The following is an 18,968-nucleotide window of genomic DNA, read 5'->3' as shown; positions in this document are numbered from 1 at the left end:
ATGTTTAAAGGCGATATGAATAAAAAACGCGCCAAAGCGTTACAGAAAGTGAAAGAAGCCATCACGCTTCACGGCGGGCAAACCATCCTCAGCACAGGAATAACCGGCGACGATGCGCGCCTGGCGAAAGCCGTGTGTGAGGCTGGCGTTAAGCTACTGGAGCCGAACCACCCTGCGTTGGCGCTGGCGCGTGGACACAAAGGCGTGAGCAACATGCACGCGGCGGAGCAGATTCGTCACGAAATCACCAATAGCCAGATGGCTGAGGCCGTACACGGTGTGCGTAATGTGGTCCCGGACGATATTTTTATCACCGTTGGTATCGCCGGCGGTTTTACCGAAACCTTACCGGTGCCGCTCAGCGAAACGGAAATTCTGGAGATTGCCCGCGCTGGGGCCGACGGTTTACATACGCATAAATCCGACTGGGACGATCTGCAGGACATCGTTAATCTCGCCCATCAGTATGGTCTGACTGTCGATGCCTACATTGGCCATCCTGACGATCTGCATACTTTCGGTATTCCTGCACGCACGCCGGAAGAAGTCGCCAGCGTGGCGAAGCGAATGCAGGATATCGGCGTGGATATGATTGGTCTGATGACAGGCATGAGCTATGAAGGCGTAGCGGCAGGCGATATCCCGCAGATGATTAAAGATCGCCTGCGGGCGTTGGTCGGCGCGGTGGATGTTCCGACGCTGGCGGAAGGCGGGATTAACCTCGCCAACGCGAAAGCGTTTAAAGATACCGGGGTCAATATTCTGGTGGTCGGTACGGCTATCGACAACATGGTGTGCAACGCCGCCAAAGAAGCCGTTACGCCGTTTATTGTTCATTGATATCAGGGAACGAGAGATGTTGTTGATCACCGATCTGGATGGAACATTACTCACCTCGCAGAAAACAATCAGCCCGCGCACGCGCCAGGCGCTGATTGCGTTCCGCCAGGACGGTGGTCTGCTGGCGGCATGTTCCGCCAGACCGGTCTCCTCAATGGTACGCCTGCTACGCCAGCAACAGGTTGATACGTTGTTTAACTGGTGCGCCGGTTTTAACTGCGGACGCCTGCTGGAGATGGCGGGGCCGCGCATTATTCATGCTGCCCCGCTGACCGCCACAGACCTGTGGAATATTGACCAGCATATTTCTCTTTCCCGCTACCACCACCACTTTTTTAGCGCCGAAGCAATTCACCATCGTGACGATAGACTAATTGCGCCCTGGACAACATATGAAGCCCGCTTATTTGGGTTACCGCTTATAACTGAAACTGCAGAAAATATCTTTAATCGTCGCAATATATATAAAATCACACTTATTGCCGCATCTTCGGAAATAGATACTCTGTGTACAGAAGTGAATAATCACCTGCCTTGTGGATATTATGCGGTTGTCACGGGAGAGAATTATATTGATATTCAAAGATCCGATATAAATAAAGGGTGCATAATAGAACAATTAATTCATTATTTAAATATATCTTCTGACAAGGTGGTCGCGATTGGCGATCAGCAGAATGATGTCAGCATGTTTGCCGCCGCCGGAATCAGCATCGCAATGGGCAACGCGCCGGATGCAGTAAAGCGGCAGGCCGGCTATGTGACTGCCACGAATGATGAGGAGGGTATCGTCCATGCGTTGGAGTGGTTGCGTTGCCTTACGCATCCAGTTACCATGCGCCAAAGGTTGACGGCGGCGAAAGATAATGAATCCAATTAAAAGACGAAAACATATTCTTGATGAATTAAACAAATTCGGTGAAGTCACCGTTATTAAATTATCGGAAATGCTCAACGTCACCTCAGAAACCATTCGTCGCGATCTCTCCTTACTGGAGTCTGAGGGCAAAATCACTAAGATTCATGGGGGCGCAGTCAAAAAGCAAGTTGTCCAGGAGGATGCGTTTAGCGCAAGAATAGAGGCGCATCGCGAAGAGAAAATAGCGATTGGCAAACTTGCCGCCGAAATGGTCAGTGAACGGGATACATTGTTTATTGATTCCTGTACAACTAACCTTATTCTGGCCGAGCAATTACCGCCTCTCGCTTTTTCCGTGATTACCAATTCAGCCCTAATTGCCGATAAAATTAAAGAGCATAACCTGCAGGCCCGCGTGTATGTATTAGGCGGCGAATATGATTACCATTTTCGCGCCAACCTCGGCGTCTCGGTGTGTCAGCAGATTAACGCGATTCACGCGGATATCTGTTTTATTGGCGCTGGCGGCATTTCTCCCCAGCATGGCGTGTTGGTGAAGAGCTTTGAAGAAGCCTACGTTGCCAAAGCCATGATTGCGATGAGCAAAAAATCAGTGATTCTCGCCGACCATACCAAATTTGGTCAGGACGGTGTGATGTGCATCGCAAGCGTAAAAGAAATCGATAACATCATCACGGATAAAGGATTTACGTCAACGGGTTATACGCCACAGGATTTCGCCGGAAAGCTGCGGATTGCGGACTGAGCGCTATCCGCCCGTTGCGTATTGCCGTAGACTAAGAGCCTATCCCACCAGGCGTTATTGGCGCAGCCAGTTTGGACACGGACAGCGCGCAAAAACCGGAGCGTACACGTAGTACGTGAGGATTTTGAGCACTGCCCAGGTCTAAAATGGCAAGTAAAATAGCCCTAATGGGATAGGCTCTAAATGCATCGGCTAACTGAGGGCACCCGTATGGCACTCCCCCGCATTACCCAAAAAGAGATGACCGAGCGCGAACAGCGCGAACTAAAAACGTTGCTGGACCGCGCCCGTATTGCGCACGGGCGTCCGCTGACCAATTCTGAGACCAACAGCGTAAAAAAGGAGTACATCGATAAGCTGATGGCGCTGCGTGAGGCTGAAGCGAAAAAAGCCCGCCAGTTGAAGAAAAAGCAGGCGTATAAACCCGATACGGAAGCGTCATTCTCCTGGTCGGCGAATACGCCGACGCGCGGCAGACGTTAACGTCCTTTCTTCTTTCGTCCCGGCGAGGTAAAGCGCTTACCGCTTGATGTCGGGCGCGCTTTCTCATTGCTTTTTTCGATCGCAACGACCGGTCGCTTAATACCCGTGGTCTTCGGCTTCGCTTTGGCCTTTGGTTTGGCTTCGGAAGAGGAACGCTCAATCAATTTAAACAGATCGATCAGCTCATCGTCCGTCAGATCGCGCCACTCGCCCAGCGGAATCCCGCTCAGGCTGACGTTCATAATGCGCGTACGCTCCAGTTTCGTCACTTCATAACCAAAGTATTCACACATACGACGGATCTGACGGTTTAATCCCTGCACCAGGGTGATGCGAAAGACAAACGGCGCCTCTTTTTTCACCTTACATTTTTTGGTGACGGTACCCAGAATCGGCACGCCAGCGCCCATACCGCGAATAAACTCGTCGGTAATCGGTTTATCCACCGTCACCAGATACTCTTTTTCGTGATCGTTACCGGCACGCAGAATCTTATTGACCAGATCGCCGTGGTTAGTCAGAAATATCAGCCCCTGTGAGTCTTTATCAAGACGACCAATCGGGAAGATACGTTTGCTGTGGTTCACAAAATCGACAATATTGTCGCGTTCGCCGTCTTCAGTGGTACTGACAATGCCAACCGGTTTATTCAGCGCAATCAGCACTAAATCATCCGCTTCTCGCGGCTCAATCAACCGACCATTTACTTTAACAACATCCCCGGCGACTACCTGATCGCCAATGGCGGCGCGTTTGCCGTTGATAAAGACATTGCCCTGTTCGATAAAACGGTCCGCCTCGCGACGCGAACAGATGCCGCTTTCACTGATATATTTATTAAGCCGGATAGATGTGTCGGTCAGCATATTTACTCTCTGAGAAATTTTTCTACATAAACGTCGGGAATGTGACTTACCACATCAAATCGTCGGGAACTTTAAAATCGGCATACGGATCATCTTCGTCCTGCTCTTCCTGACTCAGCGCACTGTTTACGACAATACTGTCCGCATCTCGTTGTGCGATTTTATCGGCGACGCTCGCGGGAATAATCGCATATTCACATTCACCGCTGTTATTGATAACCAAACGCGCAATCGCGAGACGCCCATTAATCAATTGCGTCTGAGTGAGCTTATCCACGTCTATTTTTTTGATGACGTTATTATCGGTGAAGTTAAAACCAATATCGCCTTTAGATACATTGATTCTATTCATTTCAATAAGTTGCTTAACCTGAGCTTTAAACTCTTTCGCTAAAACCGCTTGTTTTTGCTGTTCACTGAGTTGTTTATCACGCTCAAGTTGCGCCTTTTTATTTTCTTCCACCGCTTCTCTGGCCTCACGAGCCTGAACGCGTGATTTTTTAGCCGTGCGCTGGACTTTGGCCATTTTTTTGCTGGTCACTAATCCCGCTTGTAGCAGTTGCTCTTGTAAGGTCAGTTTTGCCATTTTCGTCTCTAAACGTGTTAAATAATTTTGCGGATTATACCTGTAATTTTTCAGGCGATACCAGATGGCAGATCTGGCCTGTCGTCACTTTTAGCGACCGCGCTTTGCCTGTGACACGCGTAACATCATGAGCCATATCAGTAAGACATTAAATGGATAATGGTAGCATTATTACGTTTTGACATTTCCTGATGAGGTGGAGAAGTAATGGAACTGCTTTTATTAAGTAACTCGACGCTGCCGGGTAAAGCCTGGCTGGAACACGCTCTGCCGCTGATAGCGAATCAGTTGAACGGTCGACGTTCAGCCGTGTTTATTCCGTTTGCCGGCGTCACGCAAACATGGGACGAGTACACGGATAAAACCGCAGAGGTGCTTGCGCCATTAGGGATAAACGTCACAGGGATTCATCGTGTCGCCGATCCGCTTGCGGCGATTGAGAAAGCGGAAATCATTATTGTCGGCGGCGGAAATACCTTCCAGCTACTGAAAGAATCGCGTGAACGCGGGCTGCTGGCGCCGATGGCGGACAGGGTAAAACGCGGCGCGCTGTATATCGGCTGGAGCGCAGGCGCCAACCTTGCCTGCCCGACTATCCGCACGACCAACGATATGCCGATCGTCGATCCAAACGGTTTCGACGCGCTGGATCTGTTCCCGCTGCAAATTAATCCTCACTTCACTAACGCCTTGCCGGAAGGTCATAAGGGCGAGACCCGCGAGCAGCGTATTCGCGAACTGCTGGTGGTCGCGCCGGAACTGACAGTGATTGGTTTGCCGGAAGGTAACTGGATTCAGGTGAGCAACGGCCAGGCGGTTCTCGGCGGCCCGAATACCACCTGGGTGTTTAAAGCGGGCGAAGAGGCCGTGGCGCTGGAAGCGGGTCATCGCTTTTAATCCCTGGCCACATTGAATGCCGAATGACGGGCCTACACGCATGTTCTCCGTAGGCCCCGCCATCCGGCATTTCACTTAATACTCGCCCCGTTCCTCGTCCTGATCCGGCTGTTCCAGTACGCTATAGGCGACCGAACAGAACAGTGAGTTAAGACGCTTCATATCGCCCAGCAGCCCTAAATGGAGCGAGCTGGTTTCAATGCTTTGCACGTTCTGCTGGTGCAGGCGGTCGACATGCGCATGTGAGTATCGGCGATTAAGTATACGGAAGCGATGTTTACTGCGGCGCAACCGACGGGCGCTGGTGACATCACCGGAGAAAAAGACCGACATCGCCAGTTGCAGATTACTGAGTAGTTGATCGTAAAGCGCATCCAGCTCTTTCAATCCTTCTTCTGAAAATGCCCGACGCGCCGCCAGCGACTTGTCGGCAATCTCACTGCCCATTCGCTCGATAATATCCGACGCCTGTTCGAGGTTCAGGGCCATTTCGATAATCTCCGCCCACCGGCGGGACTCCTCCGCCGCCAGCTCGTCTTTCGGCATCCGCGCCAGATAAAGCTTAATCGCGGTGTAGAGCACGTTAACGTCATCCGCCAGCTTGCGCAGCGCTTTCTCTTCACGCGGCTCGCCGTGCATGACCTTTTTTAGCCCTTCCATCATCTGTTCCATCGCATCGCCAATGCGCAACACCTCACGGGCAGCATTAGCCAGCGCCAGCGTTGGCGTATCCAGCGCGCTGACATCCAGATGTTTCGGCTTCAGATGGGTATCCAGTTCAGGCTCATCACGAATAATCCGTTTACAAAAACGCGCCATCGGCTCGGCAAATGGCACCATCGCCAGGCAGCGCACCAGGTTATAGAAAACGTGGAAATAGATCACCAGCTCTGACTTCGGTAGCGATAGCTCATCCATCAGATTCGCCAGCGGATGGACAAACGGCAGGATGACCAGGCTGCCGATCAATTTGAACAATAGGCTGCCGAGCGCTACGCGACGCGCGGCAGCATTGGCGGCGCTGTTATTGAGCATCGCCAGCAGCCCCGATCCCAGATTGGCGCCGATGACCAGGCACAACGCCACCGGGAACGATATAATCCCCGCCGCCGTCAGGGTTGCCGTCAGCAACACCGCCGCCAGGCTGGAATAACTGATGATAGCGAACATCGCGCCAATCAGCGCATCCAGCATAATGTCGCCCGTCAGCGACGCGAAAATGACCTGCACGCCATTAGCCTGAGTGATCGGCGTCACCGCCTGCACAATCAGCTCCAGCGCCAGTAGAATCAGGCCAAGCCCGATACCGACGCGACCCAGCTGCCCGGCGCGGGACTGCTTACGTCCCAAAAAGAAAATCACGCCGATAAAAATCAGCAGCGGCGACAGCCACGAGAGATCGAAGGTCAGGATACGCGCCATTAGCGCGGTCCCCACGTCGGCGCCCAGCACAATCACCAGAGCTGGCGTCAGGGCGACAAGATCCTGGGCGACAAACGACGTTACCAATAAAGTGGTGGCGTTACTGCTTTGTACCAGCGCGGTAACACCGATACCCGCACAAAAGGCGAGCGGTTTCTTTTCCACGCTGCGGCTGAGGACAGTGCGTAGACGCGCGCCAAACACGCGCATTACGCCAGTACGAACGATATGTGTTCCCCATACCAACAGCGCAACGGCAGAAAGTAGATGGAGCAAAGTTAACACGGCGTCAGGTTCTCCTTATCGTTATACGTTTTCCTGAAGCTCACTTGCGATAAATTGCCTGATGGCGCACAGCGTTAAGGCCTGCTGGCGTTGCACGCCACCGGGCTTACCATACGTAATACGGTATGCTGGATAAGGCATTTACGCCGCCATCCGGCAAATTCAGCGTAGAGCCTTCCTTCAGTATAAGGGTTTAATTGTAAGAAAGAGACAAGGCACCCAATGAGCGCCTTGTATGTTGTAAGGAAAAGTGACGATTTTATGAATCAGTCCGCATCGTAACCCAGGTTCGGCGCCAGCCACCGCTCAACGTCCTCAACGCTCATTCCTTTACGGAAAGCATAATCTGTCACCTGATCGCGTTGGATCTGCGCTACCGCGAAGTATTTGCTCTCAGGATGGCTGAAGTACCAGCCTGAAACCGACGCGCCAGGCCACATGGCGAAAGATTCGGTAAGCTTCATCCCGGTGTGTTTTTCGACATCCAGTAGCTGCCAGATAGTGCCTTTTTCGGTATGTTCCGGGCAGGCAGGATAACCCGGCGCCGGGCGAATCCCTTGGTAGTTTTCGCGGATTAATTCGTCGTTACTCAGGCTCTCGTTCGGCGCATATCCCCAGTAAACCTTACGTACACGCTCATGCAGGTACTCGGCAAACGCTTCCGCCAGACGGTCGGCAATCGCTTTCACCATGATCTTGTTATAGTCGTCGTGTTGCGCTTCGTAAGCATCAGCCAGGGCGTCTTCTTCAAGACCGCCGGTGACGGCAAACGCGCCGATGTAGTCCGCTTTTCCGGACAGTTTCGGCGCGACAAAATCCGCCAGACAGTAGTTGGCAAAACCGACTTTCTCGGTCTGCTGGCGCAGGTGGTGGCTGACCGTCAGAACATGAGTACGGGTTTCGTCACGATAGATTTCGATGTCGTCACCCACACGGTTAGCCGGGAACAGGCCCACCACGCCACGCGGATTCAACAGTTTCTCGGCGCTGAGTTTATCCAGCATATCATTGGCGTCTTTAAACAGACGCTGCGCCTCAACGCCCACCACCTCATCTTCCAGAATGCGCGGGTATTTGCCGGCCAGCGACCAGGTCATAAAGAACGGCGTCCAGTCGATGTAGTTGCGCAGAGTTTCGATGCTGGCTTCCACCTCCTGCACGCCCAGACGGTGGGCTACCGGCGGGGTGTAGCGTTCCCAATCGAATGCCAGATCGTTATCGCGCGCCGCTTCCAGCGTGACCGGCGGCGTGCGCGGTTTTTTGCGGGCGTGCTGAATACGCACGGTTTCGTACTCTTTGCGGGTACGGGCGACAAAGTCATCGCGCTGGTTGTCGGAGAGTAGCGCCGCCACCACGCCCACGGTACGCGAAGCATTCTGCACGTAGACCGTCGGACCGCTGTAGTTCTGCTCGATTTTCACCGCCGTATGCGCTTTCGAAGTGGTTGCGCCGCCAATCAGTAGCGGGATAGTAAAGCCCTGTCGCTCCATCTCTTTCGCCACGTTGACCATTTCGTCCAGCGACGGGGTAATCAGCCCGGAAAGGCCAATCAGATCGGCATTCACTTCACGCGCCGTTCTGAGGATTTTCTCCGCAGGCACCATCACGCCAAGATCGACGATTTCGTAGTTGTTACATTGCAGCACCACGCCAACAATGTTCTTGCCAATGTCGTGCACATCGCCCTTCACGGTGGCAATCACCATCTTGCCGTTGCTGGAGCCTTTTTCTTTGCTGGCTTCAATAAACGGCTCCAGGTAGGCCACCGCTTGTTTCATCACGCGAGCGGATTTCACCACCTGCGGCAGGAACATTTTCCCTTCGCCAAACAGGTCGCCGACCACATTCATGCCGTCCATCAGCGGCCCTTCGATCACCTCAATCGGGCGGGCGGCCTGCTGACGGGCTTCTTCGGTATCCTGCTCGATAAACTCGGTAATGCCTTTCACCAGCGAGTATTCAAGGCGTTTTTTGACATCCCAGGAGCGCCATTCCGCTTGCTGGGCGTTGGCAGCTTCGTCGGTTTTGCTGCCGCGGTATTTCTCCGCCAAATCCAGCAAACGCTCAGTGCCGTCATCGCGACGGTTAAGAATGACATCTTCAACCGCATCGCGCAGTTCGGCAGGCAGATCGTCATAAATCGCCAGTTGCCCGGCGTTGACGATGCCCATGTCCATGCCGTTGCGGATGGCGTAGTAGAGGAATACCGCGTGGATAGCCTCACGTACCGGGTCGTTGCCGCGGAACGAGAAGGACACGTTAGAGACGCCGCCGGAGATCAGCGCATGGGGCAACTCGCGTTTAATATCTTCGCAAGCGCCGATAAAGTCCTGCGCGTAGTTGTTATGCTCTTCAATACCGGTCGCCACGGCGAAAATATTCGGGTCGAAGATGATGTCTTCCGGCGGGAAGCCCACCTCTTCGGTGAGAATTTTGTAGGCTCGGCGGCAAATTTCGATTTTACGCTCGCGGGTGTCGGCCTGGCCCTGCTCATCAAAGGCCATGACCACCACTGCCGCGCCGTAGCGACGTAGCAACTTCGCATGATGAATAAAGGCTTCCACGCCCTCTTTCATCGAAATAGAGTTGACGATGCCTTTACCCTGAATGCACTTCAGCCCTTTTTCGATAACCTCCCATTTGGAGGAGTCGATCATGATTGGTACACGGGCAATGTCCGGCTCACCGGCAATCAGGCTGAGGAAACGCACCATCGCCGCTTCGGCGTCGAGCATCCCCTCATCCATGTTGATATCAATAATCTGCGCGCCGCTTTCGACCTGCTGACGGGCGACATCCAGCGCTTCGCTGTATTTCTCTTCTTTGATCAGCCGTTTAAATTTGGCCGAGCCGGTGACGTTGGTACGTTCGCCGACGTTGACAAACAGGCTGTCGTCACCAATGTTCAGCGGCTCCAGGCCGGAAAGGCGGCAGGCGACCGGGATTTCTGGCAACTGACGCGGCGGTAAACCTTCTACCGTCCGGCTCATCGCCGCAATATGCTCCGGCGTAGTGCCGCAGCAGCCGCCAACGATATTCAGGAAGCCCGCTTCCGCCCATTCGCGAATCTGTTTCGCCATGGTGTCGGCGTCGAGGTCGTACTCGCCGAAAGCGTTCGGCAGGCCGGCGTTCGGATGCGCGGTGACGTAGCATTCGGCAATCCGCGACAGTTCCTGGACGTACTGGCGCAGTTCATCTGGCCCCAGCGCGCAGTTAAGGCCAAAAGTGAGCGCCTCGGCGTGGCGCAGCGAGTTATAAAAGGCTTCGGTCGTCTGGCCGGAGAGGGTACGACCAGAGGCGTCGGTGATGGTGCCGGAAATCATGATCGGCAGATCAACGCCCAGCGCTTCAAACTCTTCTTTCACCGCAAACACCGCCGCTTTCGCATTCAGGGTGTCAAAGACGGTCTCAATCAGAATCAGGTCTGCGCCACCTTCCACCAGCGCTTTGGTGGATTCACGGTAGGCCGCCACCAGCTGATCGAAGGTGATATTACGAAACGCCGGGTCGTTGACGTCCGGCGAAATGGAGGCCGTGCGGTTAGTTGGACCAAGCACGCCCGCAACAAAGCGTGGTTTTTCTGGTGTTCGCGCCGTCCATTCATCGGCGCAGGCGCGCGCCAGTTTGGCCGCCGCATAGTTAATTTCCGCCGACAGGGATTCCATCCGGTAATCCGCCATCGCAATGGTTGTCGAGTTAAAGGTGTTGGTTTCGATGATATCCGCGCCAGCCTCAAAGTAGGCGTTGTGGATAGCGGCGATCACCTCCGGCTTGCTGAGTACCAGCAGGTCATTGTTGCCTTTCAGGTCGCAGGGCCAGTCGGCAAAGCGCTCCCCGCGGAAATCTTCTTCATGTAGACGATAGCTCTGGATCATGGTGCCCATACCGCCGTCCAGCACCAGAATACGTTCATTTAACTGCGCACGCAGTTGTTCAACTTTGCTGCTCACACTCGCTCCCGACAACGCTCCACGTAACGAGCCATACTGGCACAAAGCGTGCTGGCGGAAAAGAGAACAACGGGCAACATGAGACATGTTCAGCTTGCCACCCACTTCTGTCGCTTTGCCGGATGGCGGCGCAAGCGCCTTATCAGTCTACAAATTACTTTGGCGGCTCCCAAAGCGTAGGCCTGATAAGCGCAGCGCCATCGGGCATCCTGTGATGTCACTCATCCGATCAGTTCAGGAACTCTTGCATTATAATTGAATAAAACGAAAATGATTTCCACGATACAGAAAAAGGAGTCTGCCATGGTTGCCCCTGTTCCCGCGAAACGCGGGAGAAAACCTGCCGCTACCACTGCACCCGTAACCGGGCAGGTTCAGTCTTTAACTCGCGGTCTGAAGCTGCTGGAGTGGATTGCCGAGTCCAACGGCAGCGTGGCGCTGACCGAACTGGCGCAACAGGCGGGTTTGCCTAATTCCACGACTCACCGTCTACTCACCACCATGCAGCAACAGGGTTTTGTCCGCCAGGTTGGTGAGCTGGGCCACTGGGCCGTAGGCGCACACGCGTTTATCGTCGGCAGCAGCTTCTTACAGAGCCGTAATCTGCTGGCGATTGTCCATCCGATTTTGCGCAAGCTGATGGAGGACTCCGGCGAAACGGTAAACCTTGCCGTACTCGACCAGAGCGACCATCAGGCCATTATTATCGACCAGGTGCAGTGTACGCAGCTGATGCGCATGTCCGCCCCTATTGGCGGCAAGCTGCCCATGCACGCCTCTGGCGCGGGCAAGGCGTTTTTATCACAGCTCAGTGAGGAACAGGTTACCAGTCTGCTGCACCGCAAGGGGTTGCACGCTTATACCCATGCGACGCTGGTGTCACCGCTGCATCTGAAAGATGACCTCGCCCAAACACGCAAGCGCGGCTATTCCTTTGACGACGAAGAACATGCGCTCGGTCTGCGCTGCGTGGCCTCGTGTATTTATGACGAGCACCGCGAGCCGTTTGCTGCGATTTCCATCTCCGGACCCATTTCGCGTATTACCGACGATCGCGTGACCGAGTTTGGCGCCATGGCGATTAAAGCGGCGAAAGAGGTGACGCTGGCCTATGGTGGGTTTAGATAAGCAAGGGTTGGGACTGATTTGTAGGCCTGATCAGCGCAGCGCCATCAGGCACGGCGTACATTGCCGGATGGCGGCGCAAAGGCCTTATCCGGCCTACGGTCGGTTTCATAACGCACGCTAAAGCGCTGGCGACGACGATAGGCATACACATCTTCTACATGCCCTTCTTTAATACGCGTCTGTAGCGCGCGCCAGTAATCGGCGCGAAACAGGTCGGCATGCATCTCTTCAAACAATGGCCCGATACGCGGATCGGCACACAGCCAGTGGCGAAACTCCTCCGGGAAAACATCACCCGGCGAGACGCTATACCAGGGTTCGCTGGCCAGTTCGTCTTCTGGATAACGCGCTGGCGGAATATCGCGGAAATTCACTTCCGTCATGTAGCAAATTTCATCGTAGTCGTAGAACACCACGCGACCATGACGGGTAACGCCAAAGTTTTTAAACAGCATATCGCCGGGGAAAATATTAGCGGCGGCAAGCTGGCGAATCGCATTACCATATTCTTCTATCGCATCGCGCAACTGCTGGCCTTCTACCTGTTCCAGCCAGATATTGAGCGGCACCATGCGACGTTCAATATAGAGATGGCGAATGACGATGTGTTCCCCAAGCTCGGTAATCTTCTCTGGCGCTTCTTGTCGTAACAGCGCCATCAGCGCCGGATCGATTTGCCGTTTATCCAGCACGAAATTCTCAAACTCCTGGGTATCCGCCATACGACCGACGCGATCATGCTCTTTTACCAGTTGATAACAGGCACGCACATGGGCGGCAGACATCTCTTTCTGCGGGGCGAATTTGTCTTTAATGATTTTAAATACCCGGTCGAAACCTGGCAGGGTAAACACCAGCATCACCATGCCGCGGATGCCAGGCGCCTCAATGAATTTCTCATCGCTTTCAGCCAGATAACATAAATATTCGCGGTAGCTTTCGGTTTTCGCATGTTTCTGGCAGCCAATCGCCATATACAGTTCGGCAGTGGTTTTACCCGGCAGGATTTCACGCAACCACTCAACCAGCGCGGCAGGCAGCGGCGCATACACCATAAAATAAGAGCGGGCAAAACCAAACACAATGCTCGCTTCTGCCGTGGTGGTCAGGCAGGTATCGACAAACAGTTCCCCCTCATCAGTACGATGAATCGGCAATAAAAACGGCAGCGTACCGTCAGGTGTGGTTAATTTACCTACCAGCCAGGCCGCTTTATTACGGTAAAACAACTCATTCGCCACCTGGACATGGCAGCGAGGTAGCGCGTCCTCGCCCAGTGTTTCAGTCAGGTGCGCGATAATATAGCGGATATCCCGGCTTTTATTCTGCCAGGGCAGACGCAGCGGTAAGTCACTGAGTATGCGCATCAACAGCGGCTCCCAACCGTGATCGGGAAAGAAGTCTTTGGCCAGCGGGCGCGGGATAGTACGGAAGCGACGCTCCGGTTGCGAACTGAAAATAAACAACCGCTCGGGTGTTAACGAGCGGTGGTCAAATAACCGGCAATAAACGGAGTTGAAAAAGCTCTCCGCAATCTCGAAGCGCGGGTAATCCGGCAACAGCCGGGTGTAATGCTCTTTAACGCGTAAAAGGAAATCCGCGTCGGTACTTTTGCCATCGGTAATACAGCGCAGTTGCTCCACCACCAGACCCACATGATGATCATAGAGGTGGATACGGCTTTTCATCGCCTGCTGGACGGCGTGCCAGTCGGCCTGTTCAAAACGCTGCTGCGCGCCGGAAGTCACTTCCAGAAATCGACCATACTGCGCGTCAAAGCCTTGCAGGATGGTTTGAGCAATCAGTAATTCCAGGCCACGCGGCATTTTTTTCCCTCATCCGGCACCACGTCATGCCGGATGGCGCGTTCGCTTATCCGGCCTACGCTATCTGTAGGCCCGGTAAGCACAGCGCCACCGGGCATCAATCAAAACTGCGATTCTTCGGTGGAACCCGTTAACGCGGTAACGGATGACGCGCCGCCCTGAATAATGGTGGTGACTTTGTCGAAGTAACCAGTACCCACTTCCTGCTGGTGGGAAACAAAGGTGTAGCCATCTTTCGCCGCGGCGAACTCGGGTTGTTGAACCTTCTCAACATAATGCTTCATGCCCTCGCCCTGAGCGTATGCATGCGCCAGGTCGAACATGTTGAACCACATGCTGTGGATGCCCGCCAGGGTAATAAACTGGTATTTGTAACCCATGTCCGACAACTGCTGCTGGAAGCTGGCAATGGTCTTGTCGTCCAGATTCTTCTGCCAGTTGAAGGACGGCGAACAGTTATAGGCCAGCAGTTTGCCCGGATACTTCGCGTGGATAGCATCGGCAAAACGACGCGCCAGTTCGAGATCCGGCGTAGAAGTTTCGCACCATACCAGATCGGCATACGGGGCATACGCCAGACCGCGGCTGATCGCCTGCTCAATGCCCGCATGGGTGCGGTAAAAACCTTCGCTGGTGCGTTCGCCGGTAATAAAACCGCTGTCATAGGGATCGCAGTCGGAGGTGATCAGATCTGCCGCATCCGCATCGGTACGCGCAATCACCAGCGTCGGGACGCCCACCACATCAGCGGCCAGACGCGCAGCAACCAGTTTCTGAATCGCCTCCTGCGTGGGGACCAGCACCTTGCCGCCCATATGGCCGCATTTCTTCACCGACGCCAGTTGATCTTCGAAGTGAACGGCCGCTGCACCGGCTTCAATCATCGATTTCATCAGTTCGAAGGCATTCAGAACGCCGCCAAAACCGGCTTCCGCATCAGCAACGATCGGCAGGAAGTAATCCACATAGCGCGGATCGTTGGGTTCAATACCGGATGCCCACTGGATCTGATCTGCACGACGGAAAGTGTTGTTGATCCGATCCACCACCGCCGGAACAGAGTTTGCCGGGTACAACGATTGATCCGGATACATGCTGGATGCCAGGTTGGCATCTGCCGCCACCTGCCAGCCTGAAAGATAAATCGCCTCAATACCGGCTTTCGCCTGCTGCAACGCCTGACCGCCGGTCAGCGCGCCAAGGCTGTTGATATAGCCTTTTTTCGCTTCACCGTGCAACAACCGCCACATTTTCGCGGCGCCGAGCTGCGCCAGCGTGCATTCCGGGTTAACCGAGCCGCGTAATTTCACCACCTCCTCCGCGCTGTACGGGCGGGTGATGCCTTCCCAGCGCGGTTGTGTCCACTCTTTCTGTAATTCTTCGATTTGTTGAGTACGGGTTTTCATGTGCAGATGCTCCATATTGTTATGTGGTGAATTAAGCCAGTAAGCGATAGCCCGGCAGGGTGAGGAAGTCGATTAAGTCATCTGAGGTGGTGATTTGCTCCATCAGACGTGCGGCATCGTCGAAGCGCCCGCTGCTGTAGCGGTGCTCGCCCAGTTCGTCCTGGATTACCCGCATCTCTTCCGCCAACATTTCGCGGAAAAGCGCTTTCGTTACGGGTTTTCCATTGCTCAGCGTTTTCTCATGGTGAATCCACTGCCAGATAGAGGTTCGTGAGATTTCCGCCGTCGCGGCATCCTCCATCAGACCGTAAATCGGTACACAGCCATTGCCGGAGATCCACGCTTCAATGTACTGCACTGCCACGCGAATATTGGCGCGCATTCCCGCTTCTGTGCGTTCGCCTTCACATGGCTCCAGTAACTGCTCAGCGGTAATCGGCGCATCTTCATCACGGGTAATGAACAGCTGATTTTTGTGCTCGCCCAGTACCTCGTTAAAGACGGCCATTGCGGTATCCGCCAACCCGGGATGCGCAATCCACGTGCCGTCGTGGCCGTTGTTCGCTTCCAGCGCTTTATCCGCTTTCACTTTGGCAAGGACCTGATTGTTGCGTTCAACATCTTTGCTCGGGATAAACGCCGCCATACCGCCCATCGCGAACGCGCCGCGCTTGTGACAGGTTTTGATCAGCAGGCGCGAGTAGGCGCTCAGAAACGGTTTGTCCATCGTTACCACCTGCCTGTCCGGCAAGACGCGATCCGGGTGATTTTTCAACGTTTTGATATAGCTGAAAATATAATCCCAGCGACCACAGTTGAGACCGACGATATGATCACGCAGCGCATGAAGAATCTCATCCATCTGGAAAACAGCAGGCAGCGTTTCAATCAACAGGGTCGCTTTGATCGTACCGCGCGGCAGGTTAAAGCGGTCTTCGGCGTAGCTGAAAACTTCACTCCACCAGGCTGCTTCCTGCCAGGCTTGCGTTTTCGGCAGGTAAAAATACGGGCCGCTACCTTTAGCGAGCAGCGCTTTATAGTTGTGGAAAAAGTACAGAGCAAAATCAAACAGGCTGCCAGGAATGGCTTCCCCCCGCCAGGTAACATGTTTTTCTGGCAGATGTAGACCACGTACACGACAAATCAATACGGCCGGATCGGGCTTGAGCTGATAGATTTTTCCGGCTTCGTTGGTATAGCTAATGGTGCCGTTCACCGCATCACGCAGGTTGATTTGACCATCAATAACTTTATTCCAGTCCGGCGCCAGCGAGTCTTCAAAATCCGCCATAAACACTTTCACATTTGCGTTCAGGGCATTAATCACCATTTTACGTTCAACCGGCCCGGTAATTTCTACTCGGCGATCCTGTAAATCCGCCGGAATACCACGAATCTGCCAATTACTTTCTCTAATGGAAGTGGTTTCCGAAATAAAATCAGGCAACTTACCGTTATCAATATCCTGCTGTTGCTGGATACGTGCAGCCAGGAGTTTATTGCGTTTTGGCGTAAAACGGGTGACTAACTCCGTCAAAAACTCGACTGCCTCAGCGGTCAGGACTTGCTTTTCCAGCTCGCCTTGCGGCCTGGTAAAGGTTAACTCATCAGTTGTGGTTGCCTGTGGATTCATCATGCAGCTCCTCGTTGTTGATCCAGATACATCCCCAATGCGAACGAAGGATCACTGTGCGCTTTTCGTTCAACACAACTAAGACTACTCAATTAAATTTCAAAATCAAAAACAATTTCCATTTTTAATTTAATTGTGAATTAACTTATTGATAACAATATAAATTAAATTTAATTACATGATGAGGTGCGTTTCGGAAATAAAAAAAGCACCCGAAGGTGCCTGATTCAACATGCTGAAACGCTTTAGGATCGTCAGGAGCAGAAGATTAATCCAGAGTTGGATTCATGTGACGCAGATCATATGGCGTAATCTGGTAGACATAATAGTTGAGCCAGTTAGTAAACAGTAAATTACCGTGGCTGCGCCAGGTTGCGCGCGGTATGTTTTGCGGATCGTTTTTCGGGAAATAGTTGTACGGAATCTCCGGATTTAACCCGGCCTCAACGTCACGAAAATATTCACCCGCTAACGTATGAGCGTCATATTCAGGATGACCGGTGACAAACGCAATACGTTTATCTTTGCTGGCAAACAGGTACGCATCCCCCTCTTCTGTTTCGGCCAGAATTTCAAGATCCGTATAATCCCGTATCAGCGCCGCCGGGAAATCGGCATAGCGTGAGTGTGGCGCAAGAAACGAATCATCAAAACCACGTGTCAACAGAGCATGAGGATGAAGGATGTGATGTTCATAGACGCCGGAAAGTTTATCTGTACGGGTCTGCTTAGGGATACCATAAAGAATATTGAGTGCGGCCTGAACGGCCCAACAGACAAATAGCGTCGAAGTAACGTGATCTTTCGCCCATTCCAGCACCTGCCTAATCTGCGGCCAGTAAGCCACGTCATTAAATTCCACCAGACCCAGCGGCGCTCCGGTCACGATAAGCCCATCAAAGTTCTGATCGCAGATATCGTCGAAGTTACAGTAAAAGTTGTTCAGGTGCTCGGCTGGCGTGTTCCTCGACTCGCGGGCATCTATCCGCAGTAGTTGAATATCGACCTGCAATGGCGAGTTCGATAGCAAGCGCAGAAACTGATTTTCCGTTTCAATCTTCTTCGGCATCAGGTTAAGGATAAGAACCTTCAGCGGGCGAATTTCCTGACCTGATGCGCGAGAAGTCGTCATGACGAAGACATTTTCCTCACGTAAAAAATTGACGGCGGGTAGCTCGTCCAGCACGCGAATCGGCATAACCTGATAACCTCACGACATACGTTTAAACGTTTAGACATCCAGATAGCTGAAGATACTCAGAAATCAGGCGAATGTCGAGTCTGCAAGTTCAAGGTGAGAAAGTTTCACGACAGCATTTGCATTAGAATAGAAGTAAGCAAAAAAGGAGTGAAGATGATGATTAACATTCGCCGTTCAAGGCATGAGGAAGGGGAAAAACTGATTGCGATCTGGCGTCGCTCAGTCGATGCCACGCACGATTTTCTGTCAAACGCTTATCGGGCCGAACTGGAAGAGCTGGTGAGCGATTTTCTGCCAGAAGCGCCACTATGGGTTGCCGTGACCGATCAGGATGAGCCGGTAGGATTTATGCTGCTTACCGGTGAACATATGGATGCGCTGTTTGTCGATCCGGACGTGCGTGGCCAGGGTATCGGTAAGATGCTGGTTGAACATGCGTTAACACTGGCGCCGGGGTTGACAACCAATGTTAACGAGCAGAATACACAAGCTGTTGGATTTTATAAGAAAATGGGATTTAAGGTGACGGGACGTTCGGAGGTCGACGATCTTGGGAAACCGTATCCATTGTTGAATTTAATTTATCCGTGAGTAGCAGCGCTGTCTGATAAGTGCATGCCGGCCGGATAAGGCGAAGCTGCCATCCGGCGGTGCAGGTTGCCTGATGGCGCTGCGCTTATCAGGCCTACATTTTTACAGTTACCACACACACAAAAAAGCCCGTCCTGACGGACGGGCTTCTTCACTTGTCTGATGCCTGGCAGTTTATGGCGGGCGTCCTGCCCGCCACCCTACGGGCCGTTGCTGCGCAACGTTCAAA

Annotated in this window: 16 protein-coding genes; 7 read left to right on the top strand and 9 right to left on the bottom strand. The window is 53.2% G+C overall.

Annotated elements, in window-relative coordinates:
• From ACLD11_RS18135 to ACLD11_RS18120, 4 genes are all read left to right on the top strand, one after another.
• On the top strand, positions 1–840 hold the full coding sequence (locus tag ACLD11_RS18135; protein WP_000472332.1) for a hypothetical protein: 840 nt from the start codon (positions 1–3) through the stop codon (positions 838–840).
• Positions 841–856: 16 nt separating this feature from the next.
• Positions 857–1,720, top strand: a complete 864-nt coding sequence (locus ACLD11_RS18130) for a Cof-type HAD-IIB family hydrolase (protein ID WP_411015213.1) — start codon at positions 857–859, stop codon at positions 1,718–1,720.
• Positions 1,707–2,465, top strand: coding sequence for a DeoR/GlpR family DNA-binding transcription regulator (locus tag ACLD11_RS18125; protein WP_001068171.1), 759 nt, complete (start codon positions 1,707–1,709; stop codon positions 2,463–2,465). Before ACLD11_RS18130 ends, ACLD11_RS18125 begins: the two co-directional genes overlap by 14 nt.
• 210 nt (positions 2,466–2,675) lie before the next feature.
• Positions 2,676–2,948 carry a DUF3811 domain-containing protein gene (locus tag ACLD11_RS18120; protein ID WP_001207628.1) on the top strand — a complete coding sequence of 91 codons (273 nt, stop codon included), beginning with the start codon at positions 2,676–2,678 and terminating at the stop codon, positions 2,946–2,948.
• Here the strand turns inward: ACLD11_RS18120 and rluF are convergent.
• Genes rluF through ACLD11_RS18105 form a run of 3 tightly spaced genes read right to left on the bottom strand, consistent with a single transcriptional unit; the run spans position 2,945 to position 4,536 of the window.
• A complete protein-coding gene (gene rluF / locus ACLD11_RS18115; protein WP_001541283.1) occupies positions 2,945–3,814 on the bottom strand; it encodes a 23S rRNA pseudouridine(2604) synthase RluF in 870 nt (289 codons plus the stop codon). The genes ACLD11_RS18120 and rluF overlap by 4 nt on opposite strands.
• Positions 3,815–3,860: 46 nt before the next feature.
• The gene (locus ACLD11_RS18110) at positions 3,861–4,400 is read right to left on the bottom strand and encodes a DUF2058 domain-containing protein (protein ID WP_001096724.1); all 540 of its coding nucleotides are present in this window, start codon (positions 4,398–4,400) and stop codon (positions 3,861–3,863) included.
• Positions 4,401–4,434: 34 nt separating this feature from the next.
• Positions 4,435–4,536 carry a hypothetical protein gene (locus tag ACLD11_RS18105; RefSeq protein ID WP_001541281.1) on the bottom strand — a complete coding sequence of 34 codons (102 nt, stop codon included), beginning with the start codon at positions 4,534–4,536 and terminating at the stop codon, positions 4,435–4,437.
• 71 nt (positions 4,537–4,607) lie between these two features.
• On the opposite strand from ACLD11_RS18105, the gene pepE reads away from it, so the two are divergent.
• Positions 4,608–5,297: a dipeptidase PepE gene (gene pepE, locus ACLD11_RS18100; protein ID WP_000421776.1), complete on the top strand. Its 690-nt coding sequence runs from the start codon at positions 4,608–4,610 to the stop codon at positions 5,295–5,297.
• Between the two features lie 75 nt (positions 5,298–5,372).
• Here the strand turns inward: pepE and ACLD11_RS18095 are convergent, their stop codons facing one another.
• Together ACLD11_RS18095 and metH are read right to left on the bottom strand one after the other, a co-directional pair.
• Complete coding sequence (locus ACLD11_RS18095) at positions 5,373–7,004, bottom strand: Na/Pi cotransporter family protein (protein ID WP_411015212.1); 1,632 nt, start codon at positions 7,002–7,004, stop codon at positions 5,373–5,375.
• A gap of 266 nt (positions 7,005–7,270) precedes the next feature.
• On the bottom strand, positions 7,271–10,954 hold the full coding sequence (metH, locus tag ACLD11_RS18090) for a methionine synthase (protein ID WP_411015211.1): 3,684 nt from the start codon (positions 10,952–10,954) through the stop codon (positions 7,271–7,273).
• A gap of 303 nt (positions 10,955–11,257) precedes the next feature.
• On the opposite strand from metH, the gene iclR reads away from it, so the two are divergent.
• On the top strand, positions 11,258–12,082 hold the full coding sequence (iclR, locus tag ACLD11_RS18085; protein ID WP_183059181.1) for a glyoxylate bypass operon transcriptional repressor IclR: 825 nt from the start codon (positions 11,258–11,260) through the stop codon (positions 12,080–12,082).
• 44 nt (positions 12,083–12,126) lie between these two features.
• On the opposite strand, the gene aceK is transcribed toward iclR, so the two are convergent.
• The 4 genes from aceK to metA form a co-directional block, all read right to left on the bottom strand.
• A complete protein-coding gene (gene aceK, locus ACLD11_RS18080; RefSeq protein WP_411015210.1) occupies positions 12,127–13,908 on the bottom strand; it encodes a bifunctional isocitrate dehydrogenase kinase/phosphatase in 1,782 nt (593 codons plus the stop codon).
• A 101-nt stretch (positions 13,909–14,009) separates the two neighbouring features.
• On the bottom strand, positions 14,010–15,314 hold the full coding sequence (aceA, locus tag ACLD11_RS18075; protein WP_411015209.1) for an isocitrate lyase: 1,305 nt from the start codon (positions 15,312–15,314) through the stop codon (positions 14,010–14,012).
• A gap of 31 nt (positions 15,315–15,345) precedes the next feature.
• Positions 15,346–16,947, bottom strand: a complete 1,602-nt coding sequence (gene aceB, locus ACLD11_RS18070) for a malate synthase A (RefSeq protein WP_001069371.1) — start codon at positions 16,945–16,947, stop codon at positions 15,346–15,348.
• Between the two features lie 268 nt (positions 16,948–17,215).
• Positions 17,216–18,145, bottom strand: coding sequence for a homoserine O-succinyltransferase MetA (metA, locus tag ACLD11_RS18065; protein WP_001122764.1), 930 nt, complete (start codon positions 18,143–18,145; stop codon positions 17,216–17,218).
• Between the two features lie 156 nt (positions 18,146–18,301).
• Between metA and ACLD11_RS18060 the strand changes: the two genes are divergently transcribed.
• Entirely contained in the window at positions 18,302–18,739 is a 438-nt protein-coding gene (locus ACLD11_RS18060; RefSeq protein WP_000973244.1) for an acetyltransferase, read from the top strand.
• Positions 18,740–18,968 lie beyond the last annotated feature (229 nt).

The sequence above is a fragment of the Salmonella sp. 741265116_PST genome, from assembly GCF_046567715.1.
Classification (GTDB): Bacteria; Pseudomonadota; Gammaproteobacteria; order Enterobacterales; family Enterobacteriaceae; genus Salmonella; species Salmonella enterica.
The sequence above is the reverse complement of the archived record's forward strand: the minus strand, read 5'-3'. Positions and strand labels throughout refer to the sequence as shown.